At 64.1% G+C, this 22,958-nt stretch carries 19 protein-coding genes and 1 rRNA gene; 14 read left to right on the top strand and 6 right to left on the bottom strand.

Annotated features, from left to right (window positions below; translation table 11 throughout):
• The 5 genes from rrf to ACIPY2_RS18250 all read left to right on the top strand — a co-directional run.
• Window positions 1-94, top strand: a 5S ribosomal RNA gene (gene rrf / locus ACIPY2_RS18270); the annotation flags it as partial.
• Between the two features lie 72 nt (window positions 95-166).
• Complete coding sequence (locus tag ACIPY2_RS18265) at window positions 167-730, top strand: GNAT family N-acetyltransferase (RefSeq protein ID WP_400267813.1); 564 nt, start codon at window positions 167-169, stop codon at window positions 728-730.
• A gap of 216 nt (window positions 731-946) precedes the next feature.
• Window positions 947-1,234 (top strand): HU family DNA-binding protein, encoded by a 288-nt coding sequence (locus ACIPY2_RS18260; RefSeq protein ID WP_011776355.1) that lies wholly within the window; start codon window positions 947-949, stop codon window positions 1,232-1,234.
• A gap of 205 nt (window positions 1,235-1,439) precedes the next feature.
• Window positions 1,440-3,644: a cytochrome c oxidase assembly protein gene (locus ACIPY2_RS18255; protein WP_400267812.1), complete on the top strand. Its 2,205-nt coding sequence runs from the start codon at window positions 1,440-1,442 to the stop codon at window positions 3,642-3,644.
• The gene (locus tag ACIPY2_RS18250; RefSeq protein WP_400267811.1) at window positions 3,644-5,617 is read left to right on the top strand and encodes an NHL domain-containing thioredoxin family protein; all 1,974 of its coding nucleotides are present in this window, start codon (window positions 3,644-3,646) and stop codon (window positions 5,615-5,617) included. The genes ACIPY2_RS18255 and ACIPY2_RS18250 overlap by 1 nt, the downstream gene beginning before the upstream one ends.
• A 197-nt stretch (window positions 5,618-5,814) precedes the next feature.
• Here ACIPY2_RS18250 and ACIPY2_RS18245 read toward each other — a convergent pair whose 3' ends face one another.
• From ACIPY2_RS18245 to ACIPY2_RS18230, 4 genes are all read right to left on the bottom strand, one after another.
• Window positions 5,815-6,834: a hypothetical protein gene (locus ACIPY2_RS18245; RefSeq protein ID WP_400267810.1), complete on the bottom strand. Its 1,020-nt coding sequence runs from the start codon at window positions 6,832-6,834 to the stop codon at window positions 5,815-5,817.
• Between the two features lie 124 nt (window positions 6,835-6,958).
• Window positions 6,959-8,653, bottom strand: coding sequence for a helicase HerA-like domain-containing protein (locus ACIPY2_RS18240; protein WP_400267809.1), 1,695 nt, complete (start codon window positions 8,651-8,653; stop codon window positions 6,959-6,961).
• 9 nt (window positions 8,654-8,662) lie between these two features.
• Window positions 8,663-9,181, bottom strand: a complete 519-nt coding sequence (locus ACIPY2_RS18235; RefSeq protein WP_400267808.1) for a GNAT family N-acetyltransferase — start codon at window positions 9,179-9,181, stop codon at window positions 8,663-8,665.
• Between the two features lie 80 nt (window positions 9,182-9,261).
• Complete coding sequence (locus ACIPY2_RS18230) at window positions 9,262-11,175, bottom strand: FAD/NAD(P)-binding protein (protein ID WP_400267807.1); 1,914 nt, start codon at window positions 11,173-11,175, stop codon at window positions 9,262-9,264.
• A gap of 289 nt (window positions 11,176-11,464) precedes the next feature.
• Between ACIPY2_RS18230 and ACIPY2_RS18225 the strand changes: the two genes are divergently transcribed.
• The 7 genes from ACIPY2_RS18225 to ACIPY2_RS18195 are packed head-to-tail and all read left to right on the top strand — an operon-like array spanning window position 11,465 to window position 18,673.
• Window positions 11,465-12,430, top strand: a complete 966-nt coding sequence (locus ACIPY2_RS18225; protein WP_400267806.1) for an amino acid ABC transporter permease — start codon at window positions 11,465-11,467, stop codon at window positions 12,428-12,430.
• On the top strand, window positions 12,427-13,284 hold the full coding sequence (locus ACIPY2_RS18220) for an amino acid ABC transporter ATP-binding protein (protein ID WP_400267805.1): 858 nt from the start codon (window positions 12,427-12,429) through the stop codon (window positions 13,282-13,284). Before ACIPY2_RS18225 ends, ACIPY2_RS18220 begins: the two co-directional genes overlap by 4 nt.
• An 11-nt stretch (window positions 13,285-13,295) precedes the next feature.
• Window positions 13,296-14,306: an ABC transporter substrate-binding protein gene (locus ACIPY2_RS18215; protein WP_400267804.1), complete on the top strand. Its 1,011-nt coding sequence runs from the start codon at window positions 13,296-13,298 to the stop codon at window positions 14,304-14,306.
• Window positions 14,303-15,469 (top strand): LLM class flavin-dependent oxidoreductase, encoded by a 1,167-nt coding sequence (locus ACIPY2_RS18210; protein ID WP_400267803.1) that lies wholly within the window; start codon window positions 14,303-14,305, stop codon window positions 15,467-15,469. The genes ACIPY2_RS18215 and ACIPY2_RS18210 overlap by 4 nt, the downstream gene beginning before the upstream one ends.
• Window positions 15,453-16,274, top strand: a complete 822-nt coding sequence (locus tag ACIPY2_RS18205) for a DUF1684 domain-containing protein (protein ID WP_400267802.1) — start codon at window positions 15,453-15,455, stop codon at window positions 16,272-16,274. Before ACIPY2_RS18210 ends, ACIPY2_RS18205 begins: the two co-directional genes overlap by 17 nt.
• Window positions 16,271-17,320: an LLM class flavin-dependent oxidoreductase gene (locus tag ACIPY2_RS18200; protein ID WP_400267801.1), complete on the top strand. Its 1,050-nt coding sequence runs from the start codon at window positions 16,271-16,273 to the stop codon at window positions 17,318-17,320. The genes ACIPY2_RS18205 and ACIPY2_RS18200 overlap by 4 nt, the downstream gene beginning before the upstream one ends.
• A gap of 9 nt (window positions 17,321-17,329) precedes the next feature.
• Window positions 17,330-18,673: an NtaA/DmoA family FMN-dependent monooxygenase gene (locus ACIPY2_RS18195; RefSeq protein WP_400267800.1), complete on the top strand. Its 1,344-nt coding sequence runs from the start codon at window positions 17,330-17,332 to the stop codon at window positions 18,671-18,673.
• A 92-nt stretch (window positions 18,674-18,765) separates the two neighbouring features.
• On the opposite strand, the gene ACIPY2_RS18190 is transcribed toward ACIPY2_RS18195, so the two are convergent.
• Both ACIPY2_RS18190 and ACIPY2_RS18185 read right to left on the bottom strand, forming a co-directional pair.
• Window positions 18,766-19,962 (bottom strand): FG-GAP repeat domain-containing protein, encoded by a 1,197-nt coding sequence (locus tag ACIPY2_RS18190; protein ID WP_400267799.1) that lies wholly within the window; start codon window positions 19,960-19,962, stop codon window positions 18,766-18,768.
• 53 nt (window positions 19,963-20,015) lie between these two features.
• Complete coding sequence (locus tag ACIPY2_RS18185) at window positions 20,016-20,903, bottom strand: helix-turn-helix transcriptional regulator (protein ID WP_400267798.1); 888 nt, start codon at window positions 20,901-20,903, stop codon at window positions 20,016-20,018.
• Window positions 20,904-21,020: 117 nt separating this feature from the next.
• On the opposite strand from ACIPY2_RS18185, the gene ACIPY2_RS18180 reads away from it, so the two are divergent.
• Together ACIPY2_RS18180 and ACIPY2_RS18175 are read left to right on the top strand one after the other, a co-directional pair.
• Window positions 21,021-21,908: an aldo/keto reductase gene (locus ACIPY2_RS18180; RefSeq protein WP_400267797.1), complete on the top strand. Its 888-nt coding sequence runs from the start codon at window positions 21,021-21,023 to the stop codon at window positions 21,906-21,908.
• A 28-nt stretch (window positions 21,909-21,936) separates the two neighbouring features.
• A complete protein-coding gene (locus ACIPY2_RS18175; protein ID WP_400267796.1) occupies window positions 21,937-22,956 on the top strand; it encodes an aldo/keto reductase in 1,020 nt (339 codons plus the stop codon).
• Window positions 22,957-22,958 lie beyond the last annotated feature (2 nt).

Here is a 22,958-nt window from a genome sequence, read left to right as displayed (position 1 = left end):
AACGCCCGGTCCCATTCCGAACCCGGAAGCTAAGACCCACAGCGCCGATGGTACTGCACCCGGGAGGGTGTGGGAGAGTAGGACACCGCCGGACACAAATTAAAGGGAAAGCCCCGACCACGACGGTCAGGGCTTTCCCCCTTTAACCACCGGGTAGAGTCTCAGGGTGGAACAGTCCAGAGCCCTGCTCATTCCCTCCTGGCCGTCAGGACCATCGAAGCCATCCATGCGTCCGCTCGCGCTATCTGACGCTGCCGCGTTGGCGGCTGCGTACTCCCGTAACGCCCTTCACCTCGCGCCCTGGGAACCTCTCCGCGATCACTCTTTCTTCACTGTCCGGGGCCAGGAGAATTCAATCCAGGCCAAGCTCGCGCAGTTGGACGCCGGCACGGAAGTGCCGTGGGTCATTCTTGATGGGGATATGGTCATCGGCACTATCACTTTGACCGGAATTGTCCGTGGTCCTTTCCTCAGCGCTCATGTGGGTTATTGGGTGGATCGTGACATGACGGGCCAGGGCGTGGCCGGGGCGGCGTTGGAAGCTGTTCTGGAGTTTGCCACGGTCGGTCTTGGCCTGCACCGTGTCCAAGCCGCAGCGCTCGGCCACAATGGCGCCTCCCGGTCGGTCCTGAAAAGGGCCGGCTTCGAGGAGATCGGGCTGGCCCGGGCCTATCTGAAGATCGCCGGCCAGTGGCAGGATCATGTCCTGTACCAGCGCATACTGTTCTGAGCCGTGGTGCCTTGCGCCAGTCCTTCGCAGCCGTAGGGTACGACACAACCGCCTTCCAACTCCAAAAACCCCGGAAATCCGGTGATTTTGGTCAAAAAAGCGCGGAAACACGCGGAATCTGCTGGCCATGCCTGTGCAAGCTGGTAAGTTCTGGTTCAGTGGCTTGCTCGCGTTCCGCTTGCAGGCTCAAAAACGTATTAGTCCAGGAGGACGTAAATGGCTAAGAACCGTAGTGAACTCGTTGCAGAGGTAGCAGGCAAGGCCGGCACCAGCCAGGCAGCTGTCAACTCCGTGCTCGATGCACTGTTCGAAGTTTTCGAGACTTCTGTTGCCGCTGGCGAGAAGATCACCATTCCGGGCTGGCTCGCAGTTGAGCGTACCGATCGTGCAGCACGCACCGGCCGCAACCCGCAGACCGGCGAGACCATCCAGATCGCAGCCGGCCACAGCGTTAAGCTGACCGCTGGTTCCAAGCTGAAGGCTGCTGTCGCCAAGAAGAAGTAATTACACTTCGGCGAAAGCCTGGAAGGGGTGGCAACCATGGTTGCCACCCCTTCTTCGTTGTGCGGAGCACTTCTCCTCCCCAGTGGCTTCCCGATTCGCAGCCCGGGCGATGGTAACGGACAATGGATAGGTGCCATTAGCCAGAAGCTCCGCCCCCGCCCCTTCGCCAGTTCCCAAGCCGGGAACCAGGGGAGGCGCCGCCGGCATGGGAATTTCACTGCCTTGGCAACTGGCGGGCCTTGCAGTGTTGTTCCTGGTACTGGCAGGGGCACTGGTCTTTTCGGGTGCCGCCGCTGCCCGGCAGGTATCGGACCCTGGTGCGTTGGTCCGCTGGGGTCTTCCTTTCGCGAAGGCCATCCATAACGTCTCGGTGGCTGCGGTCATCGGCGGGCTGGTGTTCGCTGTAGGGATCCTTCCCAAGCACATCAGGTCATCCCGGTCGCGGGAGCAGGATGACGCTGATGTTCCCGAGCATCCGGCATTTACGCGCGCGCTGGCCGTGGCCGCCGCCGCGGGTGCTGTGTGGACCCTTTCGGCTGTTGCAGTTCTTGTCTTCACCTATGCGGACGTTGCAGGACAAGGGTTGTCCGGTGACGCAGAATTCACCCGTTCGCTTGTCTACTTCATGACCGACATCGAAACAGGCAAGGCCTGGCTAGCGGTCACGATCATCGCGGCGGTGGTCACCACTGCGCTTTTTGGTGTGCGTTCCCTAACCGGTCTGGCGTTCACGCTGCTTTTGGCGCTGATCGGCCTGGTACCCACCGCACTGATCGGCCACTCTTCCAGTTCCAGCGACCATGAGGGTGCAATCAACTCCCTTGGCATGCACTTGGTGGGCGTTTCCACCTGGGTTGGCGGGATCATCATGCTCGCGGTCCTGTCGGGCCTGCTGTCCGGACCTAGAGGCGCAGGGTCCCGAAGTGCGGTTTCCAGAGGCGCAGGGTCCCGCGGAGCGAGTTCCCTGGGCGCCGGGTCGGGCGCTGCCGGCTCCGGTTCCGGCGACATCACCGAGCCCACCCTTCGACGATTCTCCTCGTTGGCCGGGTTTGCTTTCGTCCTGGTCTTCGCCTCAGGCGTCATCAATGCAGCCATCCGCGTGACCAATCCCCACGACCTGTTCGGCTCGTCCTACGGGCAGCTGATTCTTGCCAAGGCCTTGGCGACCCTGGTGCTTGGAGGCATCGGTTTCATGCACCGGCAGTGGGTCATTCCCCAGCTGGGCAAGAAGGGGTCCATGTCTGCCCGGCGCGTGCTTTGGCAACTCATCCTTGTTGAGCTTCTGGTGATGGGTGCGACGTCGGGTCTTGCCGTGGCGCTTGGGCGCTCGGCTCCCCCTCAACCAACCACGTACGCTCCCGATGCTTCGCCCGCGTTCATCCTGTCCGGGTACGAGGTACCGCCTGAGCTGACCCCTGAGCGCTGGTTGACGGAGTGGCGCTTCGACTGGCTCTGGGTGGGGGTGGCACTGTTCGGTGCAGTCTCCTACATCCTCGGCGTGCTAAAGGTGCGCAAGCGTGGGGACAAGTGGCCCCTGTTGCGCACCATCACATGGCTTGTGGGTCTGGTTGTCCTGACGTACATCACTTCCGGGCCGCCGGCTGTGTATGGGCGGGTGTTGTTCTCCGCACACATGGTGGACCACATGGCGCTGACCATGGTTGCGCCGATCTTCCTGGTTCTGGGTGCTCCCGTGACTTTGGCGTTGAGGGCCCTCCCGGCCCGCGGCGAAGGAACCAACGGCTCCAGGGGACTACGCGAATGGCTGTTGCTGTTCGTCCATTCGAGGTTCTCCCAGGTAGTAACGCATCCGCTGTTCGCCGCCGCGAACTTCGCCGGCTCGATCGTTCTGTTCTACTACTCTGACCTGTTCGGCCTGGCCATGCGCGAGCACGTAGGCCATGAACTGATGAACCTTCATTTCCTCCTGACGGGCTACATCTTCGTGCTGAGCATGATTGGCAGCGATCCTCTGCCGCGGAGGGCCCCCTATCCAATGCGACTGCTGCTGCTACTGGCCACGATGGGGTTCCACGCGTTCTTCGGTGTGGCGATCATGGGCGGCACGGGGCTGCTGGCTGCGGACTACTTCGGCAACCTTGGCCGTACATGGGGGCCGTCCGCCCTTGCGGACCAGCAACTCGGCGGTGCCGTGGCCTGGGGCATCGGCGAGGTACCGACACTGCTGGTGGCAATCGGCGTGGCCGTCATGTGGTCCAAGTCCGATGAACGCGAGACCAGGCGGGTTGACCGCGCGGCGGACAGGAATAACGACGCCGACCTCAGTGCTTACAACGATATGTTTGCCCGTTTGGCCGCCCGGGATGCCAAGCTGGCCGGTCGGACTCCGGAAAATTCCGCGGAGCAATCCGGGCACACTGAACGAAATACCAAGCTGGAAGGACGCTGATGAGCGAAACCGTACGCACCCAATTGCGGGTCCGGGCCTCCGAACTGGAGGGCCGCGGCTGGCTCAATACGGGCGGTAAGTCCCTGGACCTGGAGTCGCTCCGCGGCAAGATCGTCCTGTTGGACTTCTGGACGTTCTGCTGCATCAACTGCCTGCACGTTCTCGACGAACTCCGTCCCCTCGAGGAAAAGTACTCAGACGTCCTGGTAACCGTGGGTGTGCACTCGCCGAAGTTCGAGCACGAGGCTGATCCCGTTGCCTTGGCTGCTGCCGTGGAGCGCTACGAGATCCACCACCCGGTGCTGGACGATCCGGAACTCGCCACCTGGAAGGCGTACACGGCCCGTGCATGGCCCACGCTGGTTGTGGTGGACCCCGAGGGCTACATCGTTGCCCATCTTTCCGGCGAGGGCCATGCGGGCGGTCTCGGCGTACTTCTGGAGGAACTGGTTGCCGAGCATGAGGCGAAGGGCACTCTGCACCGCGGCAACGGTCCGTACGTAGCCCCTGAGCCCACATCGGGGACTCTGCGTTTCCCCGGTAAAGCCACCCAGCTGGCCAACGGCAACTACCTCGTTGTGGACTCCGGCCATCACCGCCTCGTGGAGCTGCGGCCGGACTTTGAAACCGTGGAGCGCGTCATCGGCTCCGGCATCAAGGGCTATGGCGACGGGGCTGCCGAAACCGCGCAGTTCAATGAGCCCCAAGGCGTGGCTCTGCTCCCTGTTGATCTCGCTTCCAGGCTGGGCTATGACGCCGTTGTTGCAGACACCGTGAACCACCGCCTTCGCGGCGTCAACCTCGTTTCGGGCGAGGTGACCACTGTCGCAGGCAATGGCATACAGCGTTTGCTCGACGCCGGACCCGCCAGGGTCACGGAGAAGGGTGCAGGTAATTGGTCTGAACATCACGACGGCGGGCCGGCCGACTTTGCTGCCGACGCCATCGATGTCGGGGTCCTGGGGCGGGGCGCGGGCGTCTCGTTGTCTTCACCCTGGGATGTTGTGTGGAGCGCCAAGCTGCAGCGGGTAGTGATCGCCATGGCAGGCACCCACCAGATCTTCGCGTTTGATCCGAGCTCCGGAACCGTGTCCATCCTGGCTGGTTCGGGCCTTGAGGGGCTTCTTGACGGTGTTGCAGAGCAGGCTTGGTTTGCCCAGTCCTCAGGCCTGGCCATAGATGCCGAGGACAACATCTGGGTGGCCGACTCGGAGACCTCGGCCTTGCGTCGGCTGGTTGTCGGCGATTCCGGTGTGACCGTGGAGACGGCAGTAGGCAAGGGGCTCTTCGACTTCGGCTTCAGGGACGGGGAGGCAAGCGAGGCGCGCCTCCAACACCCCTTGGGTGTCACTGTTCTACCGGATGGTTCAGTTGCCATTGCGGACACGTACAACGGCGCGGTTCGCCGGTACGATCCCGCGAGCAACACCGTTTCCACCCTGGCGCGCGGCCTTTCCGAGCCGAGTGACGTCGTGGTGGTTAATCACGAGGGCGCAGAACCACTGCTTGTGGTGGTGGAATCGAACAAGCACCAGCTGGTGCTCGTTCCAATTCCGAAGGAAGCCCAGCAGGTGGATGAGGGCGCTTCCCAAACCCACCGCCCCAAGAGCCCAGTGGCCCCGGGTTCGCTGGAACTGGCAGTTCGCTTCAAGGCACCGACCGGGCAGAAGCTCGACGATCGCTGGGGAGATCCGACCCAGCTGAAGATCTCGTCCACCCCGCCGGAGTTGCTTGTGTCCGGTGGCGGAACGTCGGTGGGTCTGCTGCGCACCCTGGAGCTGTCCAAAGACATCGCCGAGGGCATCCTGCACATTACGGCCCGGGCTGCCGCCTGCGATGGCCCGGAGACGGAAGATGGAGAAATCCCGGACCACGCAGCATGCCACTTGTACCAGCAGGACTGGGGGATCCCGGTGGTACTGCAGGCGGATGGTGAGTCGGAGCTCGTCCTCGACCTGCGTGGCATGGACTAAGCCAGGCCGATAGCTTCGAAAACAGCCCGGTGTCGTTCCCCATGAGGAGCCGCACCGGGCTGTTTCATTTGGGCAGACAAGTCGGGACAGACGATGGGAAGGACTCGGTCGGCAAACATCTCCCCGGGAGACACCCGGCCCATGGAGCGCGGCCCTTGGAACCAGGCCCTTGTAACCCGGCCCTTGGAACGCCGCCGTTAGAACGAGAGCAACGGCGTGACGGTCACTGAGGTGCCGTCCGTATCGAGCTGGGTGGTGAAGCTGAAATCGTGCTCCACGTTGAGGTCGTTGACGTACCCTGTGAACAGGTTGATCTCGCGTGCGGTGAGCCGGGCCTTGCCGTTGAGCGGGGCAACCACCCACTTACCGCCGAAGGGTTCAATAGTGATCTTCGGGTATTCCGTGATTTCCCACTTGATGCTGCCGTCCACCACCCGGGCGTTGCTGGCGTGGTAGAAAGGGCAGTCCGGTTGGAGCCGTTGTTGCTTGGTGGCCTCGGCGGCGCAGTTGTCCAGGAATTCGCGGACCTTGCCTGCCACGGCCTCGTTCATTGCCCGGGTGGAGCGGGTCTGCAGGTTAAGGGGAGCCTGGCCGCCGTCGCGGTTTGAAACAAGGGCCGAGGCTGCCGGTGCTTCAAAGAAGGCGCCGTTGAGGCTGGCCTCGTACTTGCCCGGATAGAACACGGCGAAACTGTTGTGGCCGTTGGGCATGTTGACGGGTACGCCATTGAGCGCGGCTTCGCTTGCGTTGACCACCGTGACTTCGATGGTGGGCAGCGTTGTGGGGACGAATGCCCATTTGCCGAAGAACAGCCACTGGGTTCCGGTGCGTTCCATGAGGAATTCGGTGTGGAGCCGGCTTCCGTCCAAGGTGTAGTCGACAGGCACGGCCATGCGGCTGCTGCTGCGGGGTTCCGCATTGCCGATTTTGATGTCCGTGAGCTTGGAGGCGGCCGTTTGCAGCGCGGTACCGTCGAGCATGGCGGCGTTGGCGGTGGGGACTTTGGCCCGCAGCAGGCCCAATGCCTGTGCGCCGTCGCCCTTCTGCAGGGCTTCGAGGTACTCCCTGACGGGCTGTTGCGGACTGGCGACTGATTGGCTGACAAGGTTGATGCAGACGATCGCGCCGGCGGCAGCGAGCATCAGGCCGAGCAGCCATCCGGCTGCGGCCTTGACCAATGCTTGACTCAACTGCACGCCCTTTACGTTACCTGCCATGGCACCAATACCTGTGCAGCGAGACCGTAAGGTGACTTAGTAAAAAGGGCCAAAGAACCCCGACGGCGGCCCGCGCCACAGCGGAACGGGCCACCCGGCGTCGGACGCCAGCGGACCGGCAGTGTTAGCGCCTGCGCCTTGAAGACGTGCCGAACACGCCGCGGATCAGGTCCCGGCCGAGCTGGGTTCCCATGGAACGGACCATGCTCTTGAGGCCTCCACCCAAGGCACCACCCAGGGCGCCCGCGATGTCGCCGAAGACGCCAGGGTCTTGTGAAGGGGCGGGCGTGGGAGCGGGCGGTGCCGGGTAGGACTGAGGTGTGGGCGCTGGCCGCGAGCTGGGGCGGCCGAGGATTTCCTCCTCGATGCGGCGGGCTTCGGCATCGATGTCGGCCTGCGAGCCACCGGATGATGCAGAAGCCGGAGCGGGCGGCTCACCGGGAGCGGCGGAGCCGGTGGGTACGGGTTCCGCACCGCTCAGCTTCTCATAGGCCGAGACGTTATCTACCGCCGTACCGTACTTGGCCAGCAGCGACGACGCGGCTACCGTTCCGCGGATGAGCTCGTCGGTGCTGGGTCCCATAACGGACTCGGGTGCGCGGAGCCGGGTCAACGCCACGGGGGTGGGCGCCCCCTTCTCATTCATCACGGTGATGACTGCCTCGCCGATCCCGGCAGAGGTAAGGGTTTCTTCGAGGTCGTAGTCGCTCACGGGGAACGTGGAAACGGTGGCCTTCAGGGCCTTGGCGTCCTCCGGCGTGAAGGCGCGAAGCGCATGCTGCACACGGTTGGCGAGCTGGCCAAGGACATCCGCCGGCACGTCCTTGGGCGTCTGTGTAACAAAGAAAATACCGACGCCCTTGGACCGGATAAGCCGGACTGTGGTGGTGATGGCTTCGAGGAAGGCTTTGGAGGCGCCGTTGAAGAGAAGGTGTGCCTCATCCAGGAAGAACACCAGCTTGGGCTTGTCCAGGTCGCCCGCCTCGGGGAGGTCCTCGAACAGGTCGGCGAGGAGCCACATGAGGAACGTGGAGAAGAGGAGCGGCTTGGTCTGCAGGGTAGGCAGTTCAAGGCAGCTCACCACGCCGCGGCCGTCAGGGGCTGCGCGAAGGAGTTCGGCGGTATCGAACTCGGGTTCCCCAAAGAACTTCTCCATGCCCTGGGCTTCCAGGGCAACCAGTTCGCGGAGGATCACGCCGGCTGTGGCCTTGGACAGGCCGCCCAGCTCTGCAAGCTCGGCCTTGCCCTCGTCCGAGGTGAGGAACTGGATGACGGCGCGCAGGTCCTTGAGGTCGATCAGTTCAAGATTCTTCTGGTCCGCGAAGTGGAAGATCAGCTGGAGGCTGGATTCCTGGGTGTCGTTGAGGTCCATGATGCGCGAGAGCAGGATGGGCCCGAACGAGGTAATGGTGGCCCGGACAGGAATCCCGTTGCCATCACCGCCCAGCGAGAGGAACTCCACCGGGAAGTTCTTGGCCTGCCAGTCCTGGCCGAGCGCAGAAGTACGTGCTGTCAGCTTCTCACTGCCAGTGGCCGGCGTCGCCAAACCCGAAAGATCACCCTTGATGTCCGCGAGGAAAACCGGAACGCCCGCCGTCGAAAGCTGTTCGGCAATCATGTGCAGCGTCACGGTCTTGCCCGTGCCTGTTGCGCCGGCCACCAGGCCGTGGCGGTTCATCATGGCAAGCGGAAGGCGGACCTGCGCCTCCTTGTGGACTTCGCCGTCCACAATCGCGGCTCCAAGTTCAATGGTGGCACCTTGCAGGGTGTACCCCTGCTGGATGGTGGCGACTTTTTCAGCAGTGGTTTTCTTGGCCATGCGCATAGCTTAGCTGTGCGGCACAAGATCCTTGCTGAAGGCCAAATGCTTGATGACCTCGGGGTCGGCGGCCAGGTCGAAGAGCGCTGTGTAGCCGGTAGCAAGATATAGGTTCTTGGCCTCGGGCTGGCGCGGACCCGTGGTCAGGTAGAGCTTGGTGTAGCCGCGGCGGAGGGCTTCTTCTTCCAATTCGGCGAGAACACGGCGGGCAAGTCCACGCCGGCGGTGCGCGGAGTGGGTCCAGATGCGCTTGAGCTCTGCGGTGTGGTCGTCGTAGCGGCGGAAAGCGCCTCCGGCGATGGATTCGCCGTTCTCCTGGATGATGATCAGTGCGCCGTGCGGCGCCGCGAACTCCTCGGCCGGGTAACGGTTCAGTTCCTCCGAGGCGCCCTCGCTGCTGAACAGGTCCCCGTACCGCGTGTCATATTCGACGGCGAGTTCGTCCAGGAGCGGACGGACGCGGGGATCGCCCATGGGCAGGCTGAGGACGGCAAGGCCCGACGGCGGCAGGGTTGGTGTTGCGGTCATGTGAAGCCTTTCGTAAGTGGTCACCCAACTGGGAGACAGATAACGTCGCAATACGGGCTCGTAGCGACGTTATCTGTCCCCTAGTGGGGCTGGGGGGCTGGGACCGGGGCCCTGAGCGTTTCCAGGATCCTTCGGGCCAGGGCGTCGTTTTCACGGAAAGGTGCCGCGTTGGTGTTGGGCCGGGCGAATGCTCCCGCGCCCCACCCCGACGTCCAGGGTCCGATGGCGAACAAACCCTTCTGCGCAGTACCAACAGGCGAAAGGACCTCGTGATTCCCGGAAACCAGCAGCTTCCCCGTAGAGTGCGTCCCATCGGAGGTGAGCAGCCTCTGTTCGGTACCCAAACCGGCGTCGTGCAGGTCCAGCAAGGCGGGGTTCGCGGAACGCTCCACGGAAGCGGAAGGCAGCCGCGCTTCGATGTATGCCGAAGCGTCCACCACAACGGGCGACTGGAACGAGCCGGCCACAAAGCGGCCGGTGGCTTCGTCGGCGCGGACCCACATTCCGGGGCCGAGGAACTTGAGGAACCCGGCCCGGTGCAGCGCCAACATCTCACGGAGGCGGTGGGCGGGCGGCCCGGAGTCCACAAAGCTGAAGAAGCCGTGCCACCAGCCATGGATGGTCTGCTGTGAACGCGAGTTGAGCCGATCCTGCGGCACCAGCCGGCCGAGATCCATGTACACGAACAGCAGGGCCATGAACAGCGCCAGGGTCTCGGAGTGGTCGGGACTGGTCCGGAGTTCGAGGTCCCGCTGGATGTAGGCGGTGACCGAGCGTTGCACCGCTTCGTGGGACTCGAACGCGCAGCCGCTCAGGGGGTGGTCCACGGATTCGAGGTCCAACCGCAGCGTACGGTCCGGGACAGCAAACGCTGCGAGTTCCTCGCGCTCGGTGCTGTACCAGTCGAGGGCGTCGAAGCGTGCTTCAAAGCTCGCCCAGGTTCCCAAGACACGCTCCGGGTAGCCCGTGAACAGTTCGCGGTAGTAGGCGTACCCGGCGTCCTTCGCGATCAGCGGCCACAAGTGGGTACGGAAGTCGAGCTCCTGGTGCTCGGAAAGCAGGGCATCGATCGCGGTGGCCGTGAAGTAGCGGGGCCGTTCCACCGGCGTTCGCAGGGCGGAGGAAATCTTGGAGTGGTACGGAACCCCGCGCCGTGATCCTGCCCAGAGACGCGGTTCGCCGCCGGAGGGCACATACTCGAATTCGCCGTCGGGCCCTTCCTCAAAGCGGCCGCCGCGGCCCTCGAACAACAAGACGAGGAGATCCACGAAAGCCAGCCCCATGCCCGAGACGATGACGTCCTGGCCGGCAGCGATAGGGGAGTAGTCAACGTCGGTGGTGTACGACGGCGGCGCATGGAACCCGCCGTGCTTGGCGGCAAAAGCGCCCAATTGCGCGGACTCGGGCTCAACCTGCGAATCGGTGTGGCCCAAGGCGTAGACCACGACGTCGGCAACCACCTCCGCGCCGGAGGCCAGCCGCACTCGGTGCGAACCGCCGTCGTTAACGGGCTCGACGGCGGTGGCAAGGTCCTGGTGCACGGTGACAGTGACGTCAGGGCCAAGGGCGGCAACAGCCCGGCGGAAGAACCACTCAAGGTACTTGCTCTGCAGCTGGCGCGTCGGGAAGGAAGCCGGGGTCAGCGAGCGGAGCTGGTCCAGGATATGCGGCTCCAGGTCCGGCACGTCCGTAATGAGGCCGTCAAGCACACCCGCTGCCCACGTAGCGAGGGCCGGGCCATCCAAGGCTGGCCCGTCACAGGCAACGGATGAGTCCGTGAACATGGTGACGTCCGCGGCGGTGGAGTTCATCAGGAGGCCTTGGCCCTGGTCGTAACGCCAGATCCGTCCGGAACCGGGCTGGTGCGGTTCGATGACGTGGATCTGCAGCGGGCCGTCGAAGAGGGAAGGGCGGCTTGCGGCCAGTCTCTCGAGGACACCGGCCGTGCGCGGACCGCCGCCAATGAAAACGATGGCGGGAACTCGTGACGGCATGGGAATCTCCTGTAAAGCGCGGTTGGTAAGCCCAATCTAGGGACCGTCCAGCACCCCGGTCGAGGCACTGGTAACCCCCGTTCACGACGCGTCACTGCGCGTTATATGACGAAAAACAAAAGACTCATATGTCGCTTCATGAAATGCGTTTGTGACGCCGAAAGAAGCCCTTTGAAGCTGCGCTAAGCCGCGTGAAGAAGTGCAAATTTCCGCCTTGCCGGGCGTTGGGGCCACCCCTAGATTTGCAGAAATCCGATAGACAACAACCCCAACCGAAATGAGGTGGCGCATGAGTGCAATCGCACCGCCTGCCACGGCGGAAAATGCACCGCCCACCGTCGACTACTCAGACTACAAACTGGTGCCGGCCAGGCACCCATGGCGCTGGGTAGGTACCGTGATTGTCGCCCTCGGCGTGGCGGCCATCGTCTGGTCACTCCTAACCAACCCGCGCTGGGAATGGGGCGTGGTGGCCCAGTGGTTTACCGCGCAGTCTGTGGTCACCGGCTTGGTGGAGACTTTGAAGTTGACCGCAATTTCCGGCGTCCTCGGGTTCGTGCTCGGTTTCATCCTCGCCCTCATGCGGCTTTCGGCCTCGCCGTTGCTGGTCTCGGTGTCCTGGACGTTTTCCTGGATCTTCCGCTCCACCCCGCTGCTGGTCCAGCTGCTCCTCTGGTACAACCTCGGCTACCTCTACGAGAAGATCAGCCTGGGCATCCCGTTTACGGATGTCCGCTTCTTCGAGGCCCAGACCACCACGCTGATCAGCCAGTTCGCGGCCGCAGTGCTGGGCCTGACCCTGAACCAGGCAGCCTACTCAGCCGAAATCATCCGCGGCGGAATCCTCTCCGTGGACCAGGGCCAGCTCGAAGCCGCGGCAGCCCTGGGTATCCCGGCGTGGAAGCGCTCCACCCGGATCGTCCTTCCGCAGGCCATGCGCGCCATCCTGCCGAACGCGTTCAACGAGATCATCGGACTGGTCAAGGGCACGTCGATTGTCTACGTCCTGGCCTATTCCGAGCTCTTCTACACCGTGCAGGTCATCTACAACCGGACCCAGCAGGTGCTCCCGCTGCTCTTGGTGGCAACGCTTTGGTACGTGGTGATTACCTCGGTGCTGAGCGTCTTCCAGTACTACATCGAGCGCCACTTTTCCAAGGGCGCCCTCCGGAACCTGCCCCTCACGCCGCTCCAAAAAGCACGCAAGTTCTTTGCCAGCCACGCCCCCGTTAATGCCGGGAAGGAATCACGATGAGCATCATCACCGAACGCAAAGAATCGACGACGGCGGCTCAGCCTGCCCCTGCGGTCACCGCTTCCCCCGCTGCCACCAAGGGCCAGGTGGACATCCACAACGTCCGCAAGTCCTTCGGCACCACGGAGGTCCTCAAGGGCGTTTCCCTGTCGGTTCCGCCGGGCGGTGTCGCGGTGATCGTGGGACCCTCCGGCTCCGGGAAGTCCACGTTGCTCCGCACCATCAACCACCTGGAAAAGGTCGACGGCGGTTTCATCACGATCGACGGCGAACTGGTGGGCTATGAGGTGCGCGGCAACAAGCTCCATGAGCTGCGCGAGAAGGACATCCTCAAGCAGCGTACCCACATTGGCATGGTGTTCCAGAACTTCAATTTGTTCCCGCACCTCACTGCCCTTGAGAACGTGATCGAAGCGCCCATAGTGGCGCAGAAGCGGTCCAAGGCAGAGGCCCGGAAACGCGGATTGGAACTGCTGGACCGGGTTGGCCTGAAGGACCGGGCGGATGCCTACCCGCGTCAGCTTTCCGGTGGGCAGCAGCAGCGTGTGGCCATTGCCCGCGCGCTTGCCCTGGATCCGAAGATCCTGCTTTTCGACGAGCCCACGTCCGCTTTGGACCCCGAGCTCGTCAACGAGGTCCTGGACGTTATCCGTGAACTGGCCAAGTCCGGCACCACGCTCATCATCGTGACGCACGAGATGGGCTTTGCCCGGGACGTCGCGGACACGGTGGTCTTCATGGACCAAGGCCAGATCGTCGAGTCCGGCACTCCCCAGGACATCTTCAGCAATCCCCGCGAGGAACGCACCCGCAGCTTCTTCTCCAAAGTCATCGAACCAGCTTTCAACATCTAGGGAACTCCTCCATGCTTCGCATCACCCGCTCCACCGGCCTCACCCGCTCCACCAACAAACGCAAGTTCCTGGCACTTGCGGTGCTTCCCGCCGTCGTCCTTCCCGTTCTGGCCGGTTGCTCCGATCCGGGTGCCTCAGCCGCCAAGCCGGAGTCGCAGGCCGCCAAAAACGGCATCGTCTACAACACCTCCGTTGACCAGAACCGCATCCGCGTGGAGAAAGATGCCTCCGCGGCTGCCGCCGTTCCTGCCGCCATCTCAAAGGACGGAAAGCTGACCGTTGCCACCACCGCGGGTTCCATTCCGCTGTCCTTCCACGCCACGGACGACAAGACCCCGATCGGCGTCGAAATCGACATTGCGCAGTTGGTTGCCGACAAACTCGGTCTTGACCTGGACCTGCAGGTGACGTCGTGGGAAAACTGGCCGCTCAAGACGCAGTCCGGCGACTTCGAGGCCGTGTTCTCCAACGTGGGCATCAATGCGGCCCGCGTGAAGCTGTTCGACTTCTCCACCTACCGCGCGGCTTACATGGGCTTCGAGGCGAAGAAGAGCTCCAGCTACGACATCAAGGGCTCGGACGACATCTCCGGGCTCAAGATCTCCGTGGGTTCGGGCACCAACCAGGAAAAGATCCTGCTGGCCTGGAACAAGGAGCTCGAGGCAAAGGGCAAGGCCCCGGCCACGCTGCAGTACTACTCCTCGGACGCCGACACCATCCTTGCCCTGTCCTCGGGCCGCACCGACCTGAACCTGGCTCCGTACCCGTCCGTGACGTACCGCGAGAACACCCGTGACGACCTGAAGGTAGTGGGCAAGGTCAACGCCGGCTGGCCGTCCGAAACCCTCGTCGCTGCTACCACGCTGAAGGGCAACGGCCTGGCCCCGGCCATCACCGACGCCTTGAACTCCACCATCAAGGACGGCTCCTACGCCAAGGTCCTGGAACGCTGGGGTCTCTCCGAGGAAGCCGTGCCCGAGTCCAAGACCGTCACTGAAGCCACTTTTGGAACCGGCAAATGAAATTCCAGGTCCTGGACATCATTCCCCACCTGAAGAACCCGGTGACGGGGGAGATCGTCTCCACCGCTGACCGCCTCAACCAGGTGGTGGAAACCGCCCGCCGAGCGGAGGAACTGGGTTTCGACAGCTTCTCCGTAGGGGAGCGCCACGCCGGCGAGTTCGTGTCTTCCTCTCCGACCACCGTCCTCGCCGCCATCGCTGCCGTCACCAGCCGCATCCGCCTCCAGACCGGAGTCACCGTGCTCTCGGTGCTGGATCCGGTGCGGGTGGCCGAGGACTACGCCACGATCGACCAGCTCAGCCGTGGCCGACTGGAACTGGTGATCGGCAAGGGCAACGAGGTACTGCAGTACCCCCTCTTCGGCTTGTCACTGGATGACCAGTGGGACCTTCTGGCCGAGAAATACGCCCTGCTCCGGACGCTCTGGCGCAAGGAAAGCGTCACCTGGTCCGGCCGCTTCCGGCCCGCCCTCACCGAACCAACGACGACGGCGCCACGCCCCTTTGCTGGGTCGCCGCGGATTTGGCACGGCTCGGCTACAACACTGACGTCCGCTGCGCTCGCCGCAAAGTGGGGCGATCCGCTGTTCACGGCCAACGCGATCCAGCCCCGGGAAAACTACAAGGTTCTCATTGACCACTACCGCGAAGAGTACGAACGCCACGGCCACGATCCCCGGCACCAGTACCTCGGATCGGGCAGCGGGGCAGGCGGGGTCTTCATCGCGGACACCACGCAGGAAGCCATCCGCCAGTATGGTCCCGTCTATGAGGGCCTGACTGCCGGCCGCAACGTCCCCGGGAACAACTCGCCCTTCAGGGACATCGAGCACGCAGTCGCCGAGGGACCCGCCCTGGTGGGAAGCCCCGAGCAGGTCATCGACAAGATCCTGAGCTACCACTCGCTCTACGGACACGATCTCCAGTCGATCTCCCTGCCCACTACGTTGCCCTTCGAGAAGCAGCTGGAGATCCTGGAGCGCCTTGCATTGGAAGTCATCCCTGCCGTTCGTGCGGCCGCTCCCACCACGCTCTGGGAAGCCGGGGACCCGTTCGGTGGCCGTCCGGAGTTTGCCGGGGCCACCGAACCGGACGCAGCGGCCGCAGTCACCGCAGACCATGCCTTCAACAGGACGGATAACGCCAATGTCTACGCACACTGAAACCACGCTCGAAGCCTTTGACGCCGAGTGGCAGGAGTGGCACGCAGCCCACGAACGCCACCGCGCCCACCCGCACGGCTTCCTGGCCGTCACGCATCTCCACTGGCTCACCGCGGAGCCGACCCGGCTGGACGGTGCGCCGGGAACATGGAGCGCGGCAGACGACGTCGTCCGCGTTGTCCTGGAACCGGGCGAAAGCCTGCAGCAGGACGGCCGGGAACTGAGCGGGAGCATCCAGCTCGGACCGATCGCGGAACGCGGGGGCATCAACCTGGTCTCCGGAAACAGCGTGATCGAGGTGGCGAAGCGCGGGGGCGAGTACATCGTGCGGCCGCGCAACCCGGAAAACGCCTTGCTGCAGGAGTACCAGGGCACGCCCGCGTACACGCCAAACGCCGCGTTCGCCGTCCCCGGGACGTTCGTGCCGTTCGACGAGCCGCGCGAGACCACCGTGGGGGCCGCCGTCGAAGGTATCCAACACGTTTACGAAGCTCCGGGCGAGATCCGCTTCAAGCTCGCCGGGCAGGAGCTCGCGCTGACCGCATTCAACGGGTACGCCCCGGGATCCCTCTCGGTGCTGTTCACGGACCAGACCTCCGGCAAGACCACGTACGCGGCGAACCGTTCGCTGGCTGTGACGCCGGCAGCTGACGGCAGCGTGCATTTGGACTTCAACCGCGCGGTCAACCTGCCGTGCGCCTACACCGACCTCGCCACCTGCACGCTGCCTCCCGCCGAAAACCGTTTGCCTGTGGCCATCGAAGCAGGCGAAAAGACTCCCTACGAACGTCAGGACCAGAAGTGAGCTCCAACAACAACGCCGGATTCCTGGCGATCGAACTCGACGGTGCAGGTTGGGACGGCGGCGCATTCGGCAGCCTCGCCCAAGCAGTCTTGGCGGCCGAGTCTGCCGGATTCCATGTCGCAACCTTCAAGGACACCCCGGAGGCCGGACGAAGCAACGCCCTCCAGCGGGCTGCCTACGCCGGGCCTGTCACGCGGACCATCGCCGTGGTACCCGAAGTCGACACCGTCTACACCGAGCCTTTCCACATCTCCACCCAGCTTGCCAGCCTCGACTACGTCTCCGGCGGCCGTGCCGGGTGGATCGCCACCGCAGCCGAGTCGCCCGAGGCCGCTGCCGCCGTCGGACGTTCTTTTGTCAGCGGCGCGGCGCTCGGCCAGGAAGCCGCAGCCTCAATCGAGGTGGGCCGCCGCCTGTGGGACTCCTGGGAGGATGACGCCGTGATCCGGGACGTCGCCACCGGCCGCTACATCGACGTGGACAAACTGCACTACGTCGATTTTGAAACCCCTGCCGACTTCAGCGGTACGCCCTACTCCGTAAAGGGCCCGTCCATCATTCCACGGCCGCTGCAGGGACAGCTCCCCGTGTTGGTGTCCGCTGCCCTGGTAGGCGAGGGCGCCGTGCCCGCCGACTTGGTTGACGCAGTGCTCGTCAGTGCGCCCACCCCCGAACTGCTGGCCGCTGAAATCCTTGACGTTCGGGCCCGCCTGGGTGCCTCGATCGCGTTGGTTGCCGAGCTCGACGTCGTACTGGACTCCCGCGGCCAGGCCGCCGCCTTGCGTGGTGTTCCGGCCAGCGAACGCGCGCAGTTTGTTGGTTCTCCGGCTGACCTGACGGACTACCTGGAAGGGCTGCTGAGGGAGGCCGACGGCGTTCGGCTCCACCCGGGCGAGCTGGCGTTGGAACTCGATGAACTTTCCCGCCTGGTGCTGCCCGAACTGCGCCGTCGGGGGTTGCTCCGTGACCCCGTCCAAGACGGGACTTTCCGCGGCCTGCTCGGTCTGGAACGGGCCGAAAACCGCTACGCGACTGCTGAGAAGTAAGGAAACACCATGACACGAGATATCTTCCAGCCGAGCGGACAGATCCAGTTCGGAATCTTTTTCCAGGGCGTCAACTCCGGCACCATCTGGAAGGCCGCCGAGTCAGGCTCCCAGACCGACTTCGAGTCCTTCCGCCGCATCGTCCAGACGGCCGAGCGCGGCAAGTTCGCAGCGTTCTTCCTCGGCGAAGGGTTGCGACTCCGCGAGCATCTTGGCCGGCCCCATGCCCTTGATGTAGTGGGCCGCCCGGACGCGCAGACCATGCTGGCCGCCCTGGCCTCGATCACCACGAACATCGGCCTGGTGGCGACCCAGAACACCACCTACAACGATCCCGCCGACCTGGCACACCGATTGGCCTCACTGGACCTCATCTCCGGTGGCCGCGCCGCCTGGAACATCGTCACCACGGACAACGCCTGGACCGGGGCCAACTTCCGGCGCGGCGGATACCTCGACCACGCGGACCGTTACAAGCACGCCGAAGCTTTCGTGGAAACCGCCAAGCGCATCTGGGACTCCTGGGAAACCACCGACGGCCCTGCCCGCCGGGTACTTCACGAAGGCCAGCACTACACGGTGGACGTAACGCCCCGCCTCCCGCGCAGCGCACAGTACCGGCCGGTGCTCTTCCAGGCCGGTGACTCACCCGAAGGCCGCGATTTCGCAGCCCGCCAGGCAGACGTGATCTTCTCCGCACACCCCAAGTTCGACGACGCCGTGGAGTTCCGCCGCGACATCGTTGCCCGCTCGGTTGCAGTCGGACGGGGCGCCAACGCGGTGCAGATCATGCCGGCCAGCGAATTCATCCTGGCTGCCACGGACCAGGAAGCCCGGGAAAAGAAGGAGTGGGTCCGGAGTCTCCAGATCGGACCGCAGCAGGCCATCGCCTACCTGGAACAGTTCTGGGGCCGTGAGCTCTCGTCCTACGATCCCGATGGCCCCCTGCCGGAGATCGACCCCGTGGTCGAGGAGACTTCGGAAACGCGAGGCAGCGGATTCCACGGTGCCAAAGCACGCCAGCTGGCCGACCAATGGCGTGCTGAAGCCAAGGACAAGGGCCTCTCAATCCGCGAGTTCGTGACGTCCAAGACGGCCCGCATTGATGCAACCTTCACGGGTTCCTACAACGCCGTGGCAGACCACCTGGCTGAATACGCACGCGTTGGCGCCGTGGACGGTTTCAACATCTCGCCGTGGCTCATCCCCACGGGTCTGGACGACATCGTGAACCACCTGGTCCCCGAGCTGCAGGAACGCGGTGTCTACCCCACGGAATACCGCGGCAGTACCCTGCGTGAGAACCTCGGGTTGGCGACGCCCGTGCGTTCGAGCGAGGCCCTGATCGTCTGATGAGGAAGGACAATGACACCGAGACCGACGACGGGCGGGAAGCTGTCCGCCTTCAGCTCGTTGTCTGGGAGCAGCTGCTATAGCCCGTCTGCCTAGAGAAGTTCGCGGAACACGTTCCAGCCGGTTCCAACAGGGCCGTATGGTCCCCAGAGGACCCCTGTGGATGCGCCGGTTGAGTAGGTGACCAGGTCGCCGTTGCCGTTGACGGCGAACAGGTTGTTGTAGGGCTGATGGGCAAAACTGCCCAGGCCGGCGATGTCGGAGAAAGCACCCCAGCCGCCGCTGACCACCGCGGAGGATTCCCAGCCGCCCTCACCGTCGGCCCGGTAGATGGAGATGTACCCGTTGCGGTCCCGTGCGAAGACTTCCACGGGACCGTCGCCGTTCATGTCCCCGCCGGTGATGATCTTGTCCATGACCTGCCAGCCTTGGCCTACTTTGGTACGGGGGAGCCAGCCGCCCTCGCCGTCGCCCGGATAGAGATAGAGATCCCCGGCTGCATCGCGGGCCAGGACGTCGTTGTAGCCGTCTCCATCAAAGTCCCCCGGACCTACGATCGAGTCGAAGATGTTCCAGCCCTGGCCCACCTGGCGCCTGTCCTTCCAGCCGCCGTCTCCGTCGCCCGGATACAGGAAAAGCTTACCGGTGGCGTCCGTGGCCAGGAGGTCGTTGTAGCCATCGCCGTCGAAGTCGCCAGGCGAGAAGACGATGCCCATCGCATCCCAGCCTTGGCCCACTTGGACAGGTTCGTCCCATTCACCGAAGTACCTGGGGCACGCGCCCTCGCAGCTGCCCGGGATGTAGGTGTAGGTCCGTGGATAGAGGATGAGTTTGCCGTCGGTTGTCCGGCCCATGGGTTCGAAATTACCGCGGTTGGTCCAGCCCATGGCCCGTGACGATGCCTTGACCGGCGCCGTATCCGGGCTGACCCGGGTTTCGTCCGGGCAGTTCGGCTCGGCGGGTGTTGATGGATGGACCCTGAGGGACATCCTGTGGCCGAGGTCCGCGGGGACAAGCTTCAGAACCTCACCTTGGCGATCCGGCGGGAGGGCGACTCCATCGCGCAGCCATTCGGCGGTGTAACCGTTGGGTGTGGTGCCGTCGGGATTCTTGCAACCCGAGTAGTCGTAGTCGTACTGCTTGCGCAGCTCGGCGCCAACGTAAGGGACGCCGTCGATCACGGCTGTTGGACCAACAGCCGGAGCTGCCACGGCGGGCTGGCAGAACGCTGACCCCAGCATGACCGCCGCTGCCGCATAGATAACCTTGCGCGCTAGAAAATTCCCCATTGTTCCCCCCGGAAGCCAGCATCGATAGTGCGTGGGTCTTTGCTGAGCGTACCTCAGGGGCGGGGTATCTGGGCAGTGGCCCCCGCGGAGTCATCCTTCTGCGTTGCGACCCAGCTGGCCAGCACTTTCAGCGCGTCCTCGGACGGCGTTCCCGGATCCGCGGTGTACACGTTGATCCGCAGGCCAGGGTCCGCGGCCAACTCCAAGGCCTCGAAGCTCAGGTCGAGGTCCCCGACGATCGGGTGGTGCAGGCGCTTGCGTCCGGTGCGGTGGTACTTCACGTCATGCCGTGCCCAGCGGACCCGGAACTCTTCGCTTCGGGTCGAAAGCTCGCCGATCAGGTCCGTCAGGTCCTTGTCGTACGGGTTCTTTCCGGCCGTGGAGCGCAGCACGGCTACGATGTCGTCCGCGCTGCGTTCCCAGTCCGAAAAGAAGGTCCGCGCCTTCGGGTTCAGGAAGGTGAAACGTGCGCTGTTCGGTGGCTTCGTTTCTTCCGCCATCAGGTCCATGTACAGCGCTGCCCCGAGCTCATTGGAGGCCAGGACATCGCCGCGGTCGTTGCGGACCCAGGCGGGCGCCGTCGTAATCGCATCAACGACGCGCTGCACGCTGGGCCGGACCGTGCGTGGGCTGCGTTTGCGCCTGGCCCGCGGAGCGGCGCTCGCCGCCCGGGCCAGATCGAAAAGGTGGGCCGTCTCGGCGTCGTCAAGCTGCAGCGCGCGGGCGAGCGCCTCAAGGACGCTGTCCGAAGCGCCGGAAAGGTTGCCGCGCTCAAGCCGGATGTAGTAGTCGATGCTCATTCCGGCCAGCATCGCCACTTCCTCGCGCCGCAACCCCGCGACGCGACGATTGCCGCCGTACGCGGGGAGCCCCGCAGCTTCGGGCGTGATCCGGGCCCGCCGGGACGTCAGGAACTTCCGTACGTCGTCACTGTGAGTCATGACTGCAACGCTACGCTGCCGCGGTCACGCGGGGGAGGCACTGACGGTACTTGGGAAGGGCAAGGGGGTAATGGCGGGCACTCCCACGGGTGTGTTGGGGTGCCTAGCGTGGAGGGCATGACAATCGAACTGACTCTCAACAATGGCGTGACCATGCCCGCCCTGGGCCTCGGTGTCTTCCAAAGCGCGCCGGAAGAAACGACGGCGGCAGTCACCGCCGCTCTCGCGGCCGGCTACCGGCACATCGATACTGCGGCGGCCTACGGCAACGAGCGCGAGGTGGGCGAAGGTATCCAGGCTTCAGGCCTTGATCGCTCCGAGATCTTCATCGAGACCAAGGTCTGGGTAAGCGACTACGGCTACGACCAGGCCCTGCACGCCTGGGACAAGGCCGCCGGCAAGCTCGGAGTGGACTACCTGGACCTGTTCATCCTGCACCAACCTGCGACGGACCGCTTCGAGAAGACGATCGCCGCCTATAAGGCGTTGGAGAAACTGCTTTCCGAGGGCAAGGTCCGGGCGATCGGCGTCAGCAACTTCATGCCGCATCACTTGAAGGAACTGCTGGCTTCCACCGATGTGGTGCCCGCGATCAACCAGATCGAGCTGCACCCCTACTTCACCCAGGCGGACGTGCAGGCAGCGGACACGGAGAACGGAATCCTCACCCAGGCGTGGTCGCCCATCGGCGGGATCACCTTTTACCCGGGCTGGGGCGAGAAACGCAGGAATGTCATGGAAGATCCCTCGATCGCCGCGATTGCGCAGGCGCACGGGAAGACACCGGCACAGGTCATGATCCGCTGGCACCTGCAGCAGGGCCGCTCGGCCATTCCCAAGTCCACCAACCCGGCACGCATCGCACAGAACTTCGATGTGTTCGATTTTGAACTCAGCGGTCCTGAACTGCAGGCTATCGATGCGCTCGACCGCGGTGTGCGGAACGGCCCGGACCCTGATGTGCCCCGACCAGAACGTTTCGCGATGGTTATCCCGGAAGCCTGAGTCCCACTCACCACCCGAAAGGTTCTCCATGGAATACCGTCCCCTTGGCCGTACCGGCGTGCAGCTCAGCCCCCTGTGCCTCGGCGCGATGATGTTCGGGCCGTGGGGCAACAACGACGTCGCCGACTCCATCCGCATCATCCACCGCGCCCTGGACTCGGGCATCAACTTTGTCGACACCGCGGATGTCTACTCCGGCGGAGCCTCCGAGGAAATCGTGGGCAAGGCCTTGGAAGGACGCCGTGACGACGTCTTTCTGGCCACCAAGTTCTTCATGCCCATGAACGAGGACGATCAGAATCAGCGCGGCGGGTCCCGTCGCTGGATCATCCGCGAGGTGGAGAACTCTCTTCGCCGCCTCAACACCGACTACATCGATCTTTACCAGGTGCACCGGCCGAGCCCTGACACCGACGTGGAAGAAACCCTCGGCGCGCTCACGGATCTGGTCCGGCAGGGCAAGGTCAGGTATATCGGGTCGTCGTCGTACTCCGGCTCCCAGATCGTGGAAGCGCAGTGGGCATCCCGGGAACGCAACATGGAGCGCTTCGTCACTGAACAACCGCCCTATTCGATCCTCACGCGTGGCATCGAGGAAGACGTGCTCCCGACCGTGCAGCGCCACGGCATGGGTACCCTGACGTACAGCCCGCTCGCCGGAGGGTGGTTGTCCGGGCGTTGGCGGAAGGATTCAGCTTCGAGGCCGGCGTCCAGTTCCCGTCCCAGCGCCCGCTTCGATATGACAAGCCCGGCCAACCAAAGGAAGCTGGACGTCGTGGAAGAGCTGGCCCTGCTGGCAGAACAGTTCGGACTCACCCTGATCGAGTTGGCCATCGCATTTGTCATCAACCACCCGGGCGTCACCTCTGCGATTGTGGGACCTCGGACCATGGAGCAACTCGAGTCCTACCTGCCCGCCGCCCAAGTAGGGCTGTCCACAGAGGTGCTGGACCGGATCGACAAACTCGTCGCACCCGGCGTCACCATGAACCCCGATGACAACAGTTATGGCGCACACGAGCTCCAGCCTGGAGCGCGGCGGCGGTAGTC

This window comes from Paenarthrobacter sp. NPDC089675 (genome assembly GCF_044749185.1).
Lineage (GTDB): Bacteria > Actinomycetota > Actinomycetes > Actinomycetales > Micrococcaceae > Arthrobacter.
The sequence above is the reverse complement of the archived record's forward strand: the minus strand, read 5'-3'. Positions and strand labels throughout refer to the sequence as shown.

Bases quoted from the DNA above. Each gene is read 5' to 3' on its own strand.
- ACIPY2_RS18235 (WP_400267808.1), bottom strand. From the start codon at position 9,181: ATGACCGCAACACCAACCCTGCCGCCGTCGGGCCTTGCCGTCCTCAGC.
- ACIPY2_RS18245 (WP_400267810.1), bottom strand. From the start codon at position 6,834: ATGGCAGGTAACGTAAAGGGCGTGCAGTTGAGTCAAGCATTGGTCAAG.
- ACIPY2_RS18255 (WP_400267812.1), top strand. From the start codon at position 1,440: ATGGGAATTTCACTGCCTTGGCAACTGGCGGGCCTTGCAGTGTTGTTC.
- ACIPY2_RS18190 (WP_400267799.1), bottom strand. From the start codon at position 19,962: ATGGGGAATTTTCTAGCGCGCAAGGTTATCTATGCGGCAGCGGCGGTC.
- ACIPY2_RS18260 (WP_011776355.1), top strand. From the start codon at position 947: ATGGCTAAGAACCGTAGTGAACTCGTTGCAGAGGTAGCAGGCAAGGCC.
- ACIPY2_RS18230 (WP_400267807.1), bottom strand. From the start codon at position 11,175: ATGCCGTCACGAGTTCCCGCCATCGTTTTCATTGGCGGCGGTCCGCGC.
- ACIPY2_RS18215 (WP_400267804.1), top strand. From the start codon at position 13,296: ATGCTTCGCATCACCCGCTCCACCGGCCTCACCCGCTCCACCAACAAA.
- ACIPY2_RS18205 (WP_400267802.1), top strand. From the start codon at position 15,453: ATGTCTACGCACACTGAAACCACGCTCGAAGCCTTTGACGCCGAGTGG.
- ACIPY2_RS18250 (WP_400267811.1), top strand. From the start codon at position 3,644: ATGAGCGAAACCGTACGCACCCAATTGCGGGTCCGGGCCTCCGAACTG.
- ACIPY2_RS18175 (WP_400267796.1), top strand. From the start codon at position 21,937: ATGGAATACCGTCCCCTTGGCCGTACCGGCGTGCAGCTCAGCCCCCTG.
- ACIPY2_RS18220 (WP_400267805.1), top strand. From the start codon at position 12,427: ATGAGCATCATCACCGAACGCAAAGAATCGACGACGGCGGCTCAGCCT.
- ACIPY2_RS18195 (WP_400267800.1), top strand. From the start codon at position 17,330: ATGACACGAGATATCTTCCAGCCGAGCGGACAGATCCAGTTCGGAATC.
- ACIPY2_RS18225 (WP_400267806.1), top strand. From the start codon at position 11,465: ATGAGTGCAATCGCACCGCCTGCCACGGCGGAAAATGCACCGCCCACC.
- ACIPY2_RS18180 (WP_400267797.1), top strand. From the start codon at position 21,021: ATGACAATCGAACTGACTCTCAACAATGGCGTGACCATGCCCGCCCTG.
- ACIPY2_RS18210 (WP_400267803.1), top strand. From the start codon at position 14,303: ATGAAATTCCAGGTCCTGGACATCATTCCCCACCTGAAGAACCCGGTG.
- ACIPY2_RS18240 (WP_400267809.1), bottom strand. From the start codon at position 8,653: ATGGCCAAGAAAACCACTGCTGAAAAAGTCGCCACCATCCAGCAGGGG.
- ACIPY2_RS18185 (WP_400267798.1), bottom strand. From the start codon at position 20,903: ATGACTCACAGTGACGACGTACGGAAGTTCCTGACGTCCCGGCGGGCC.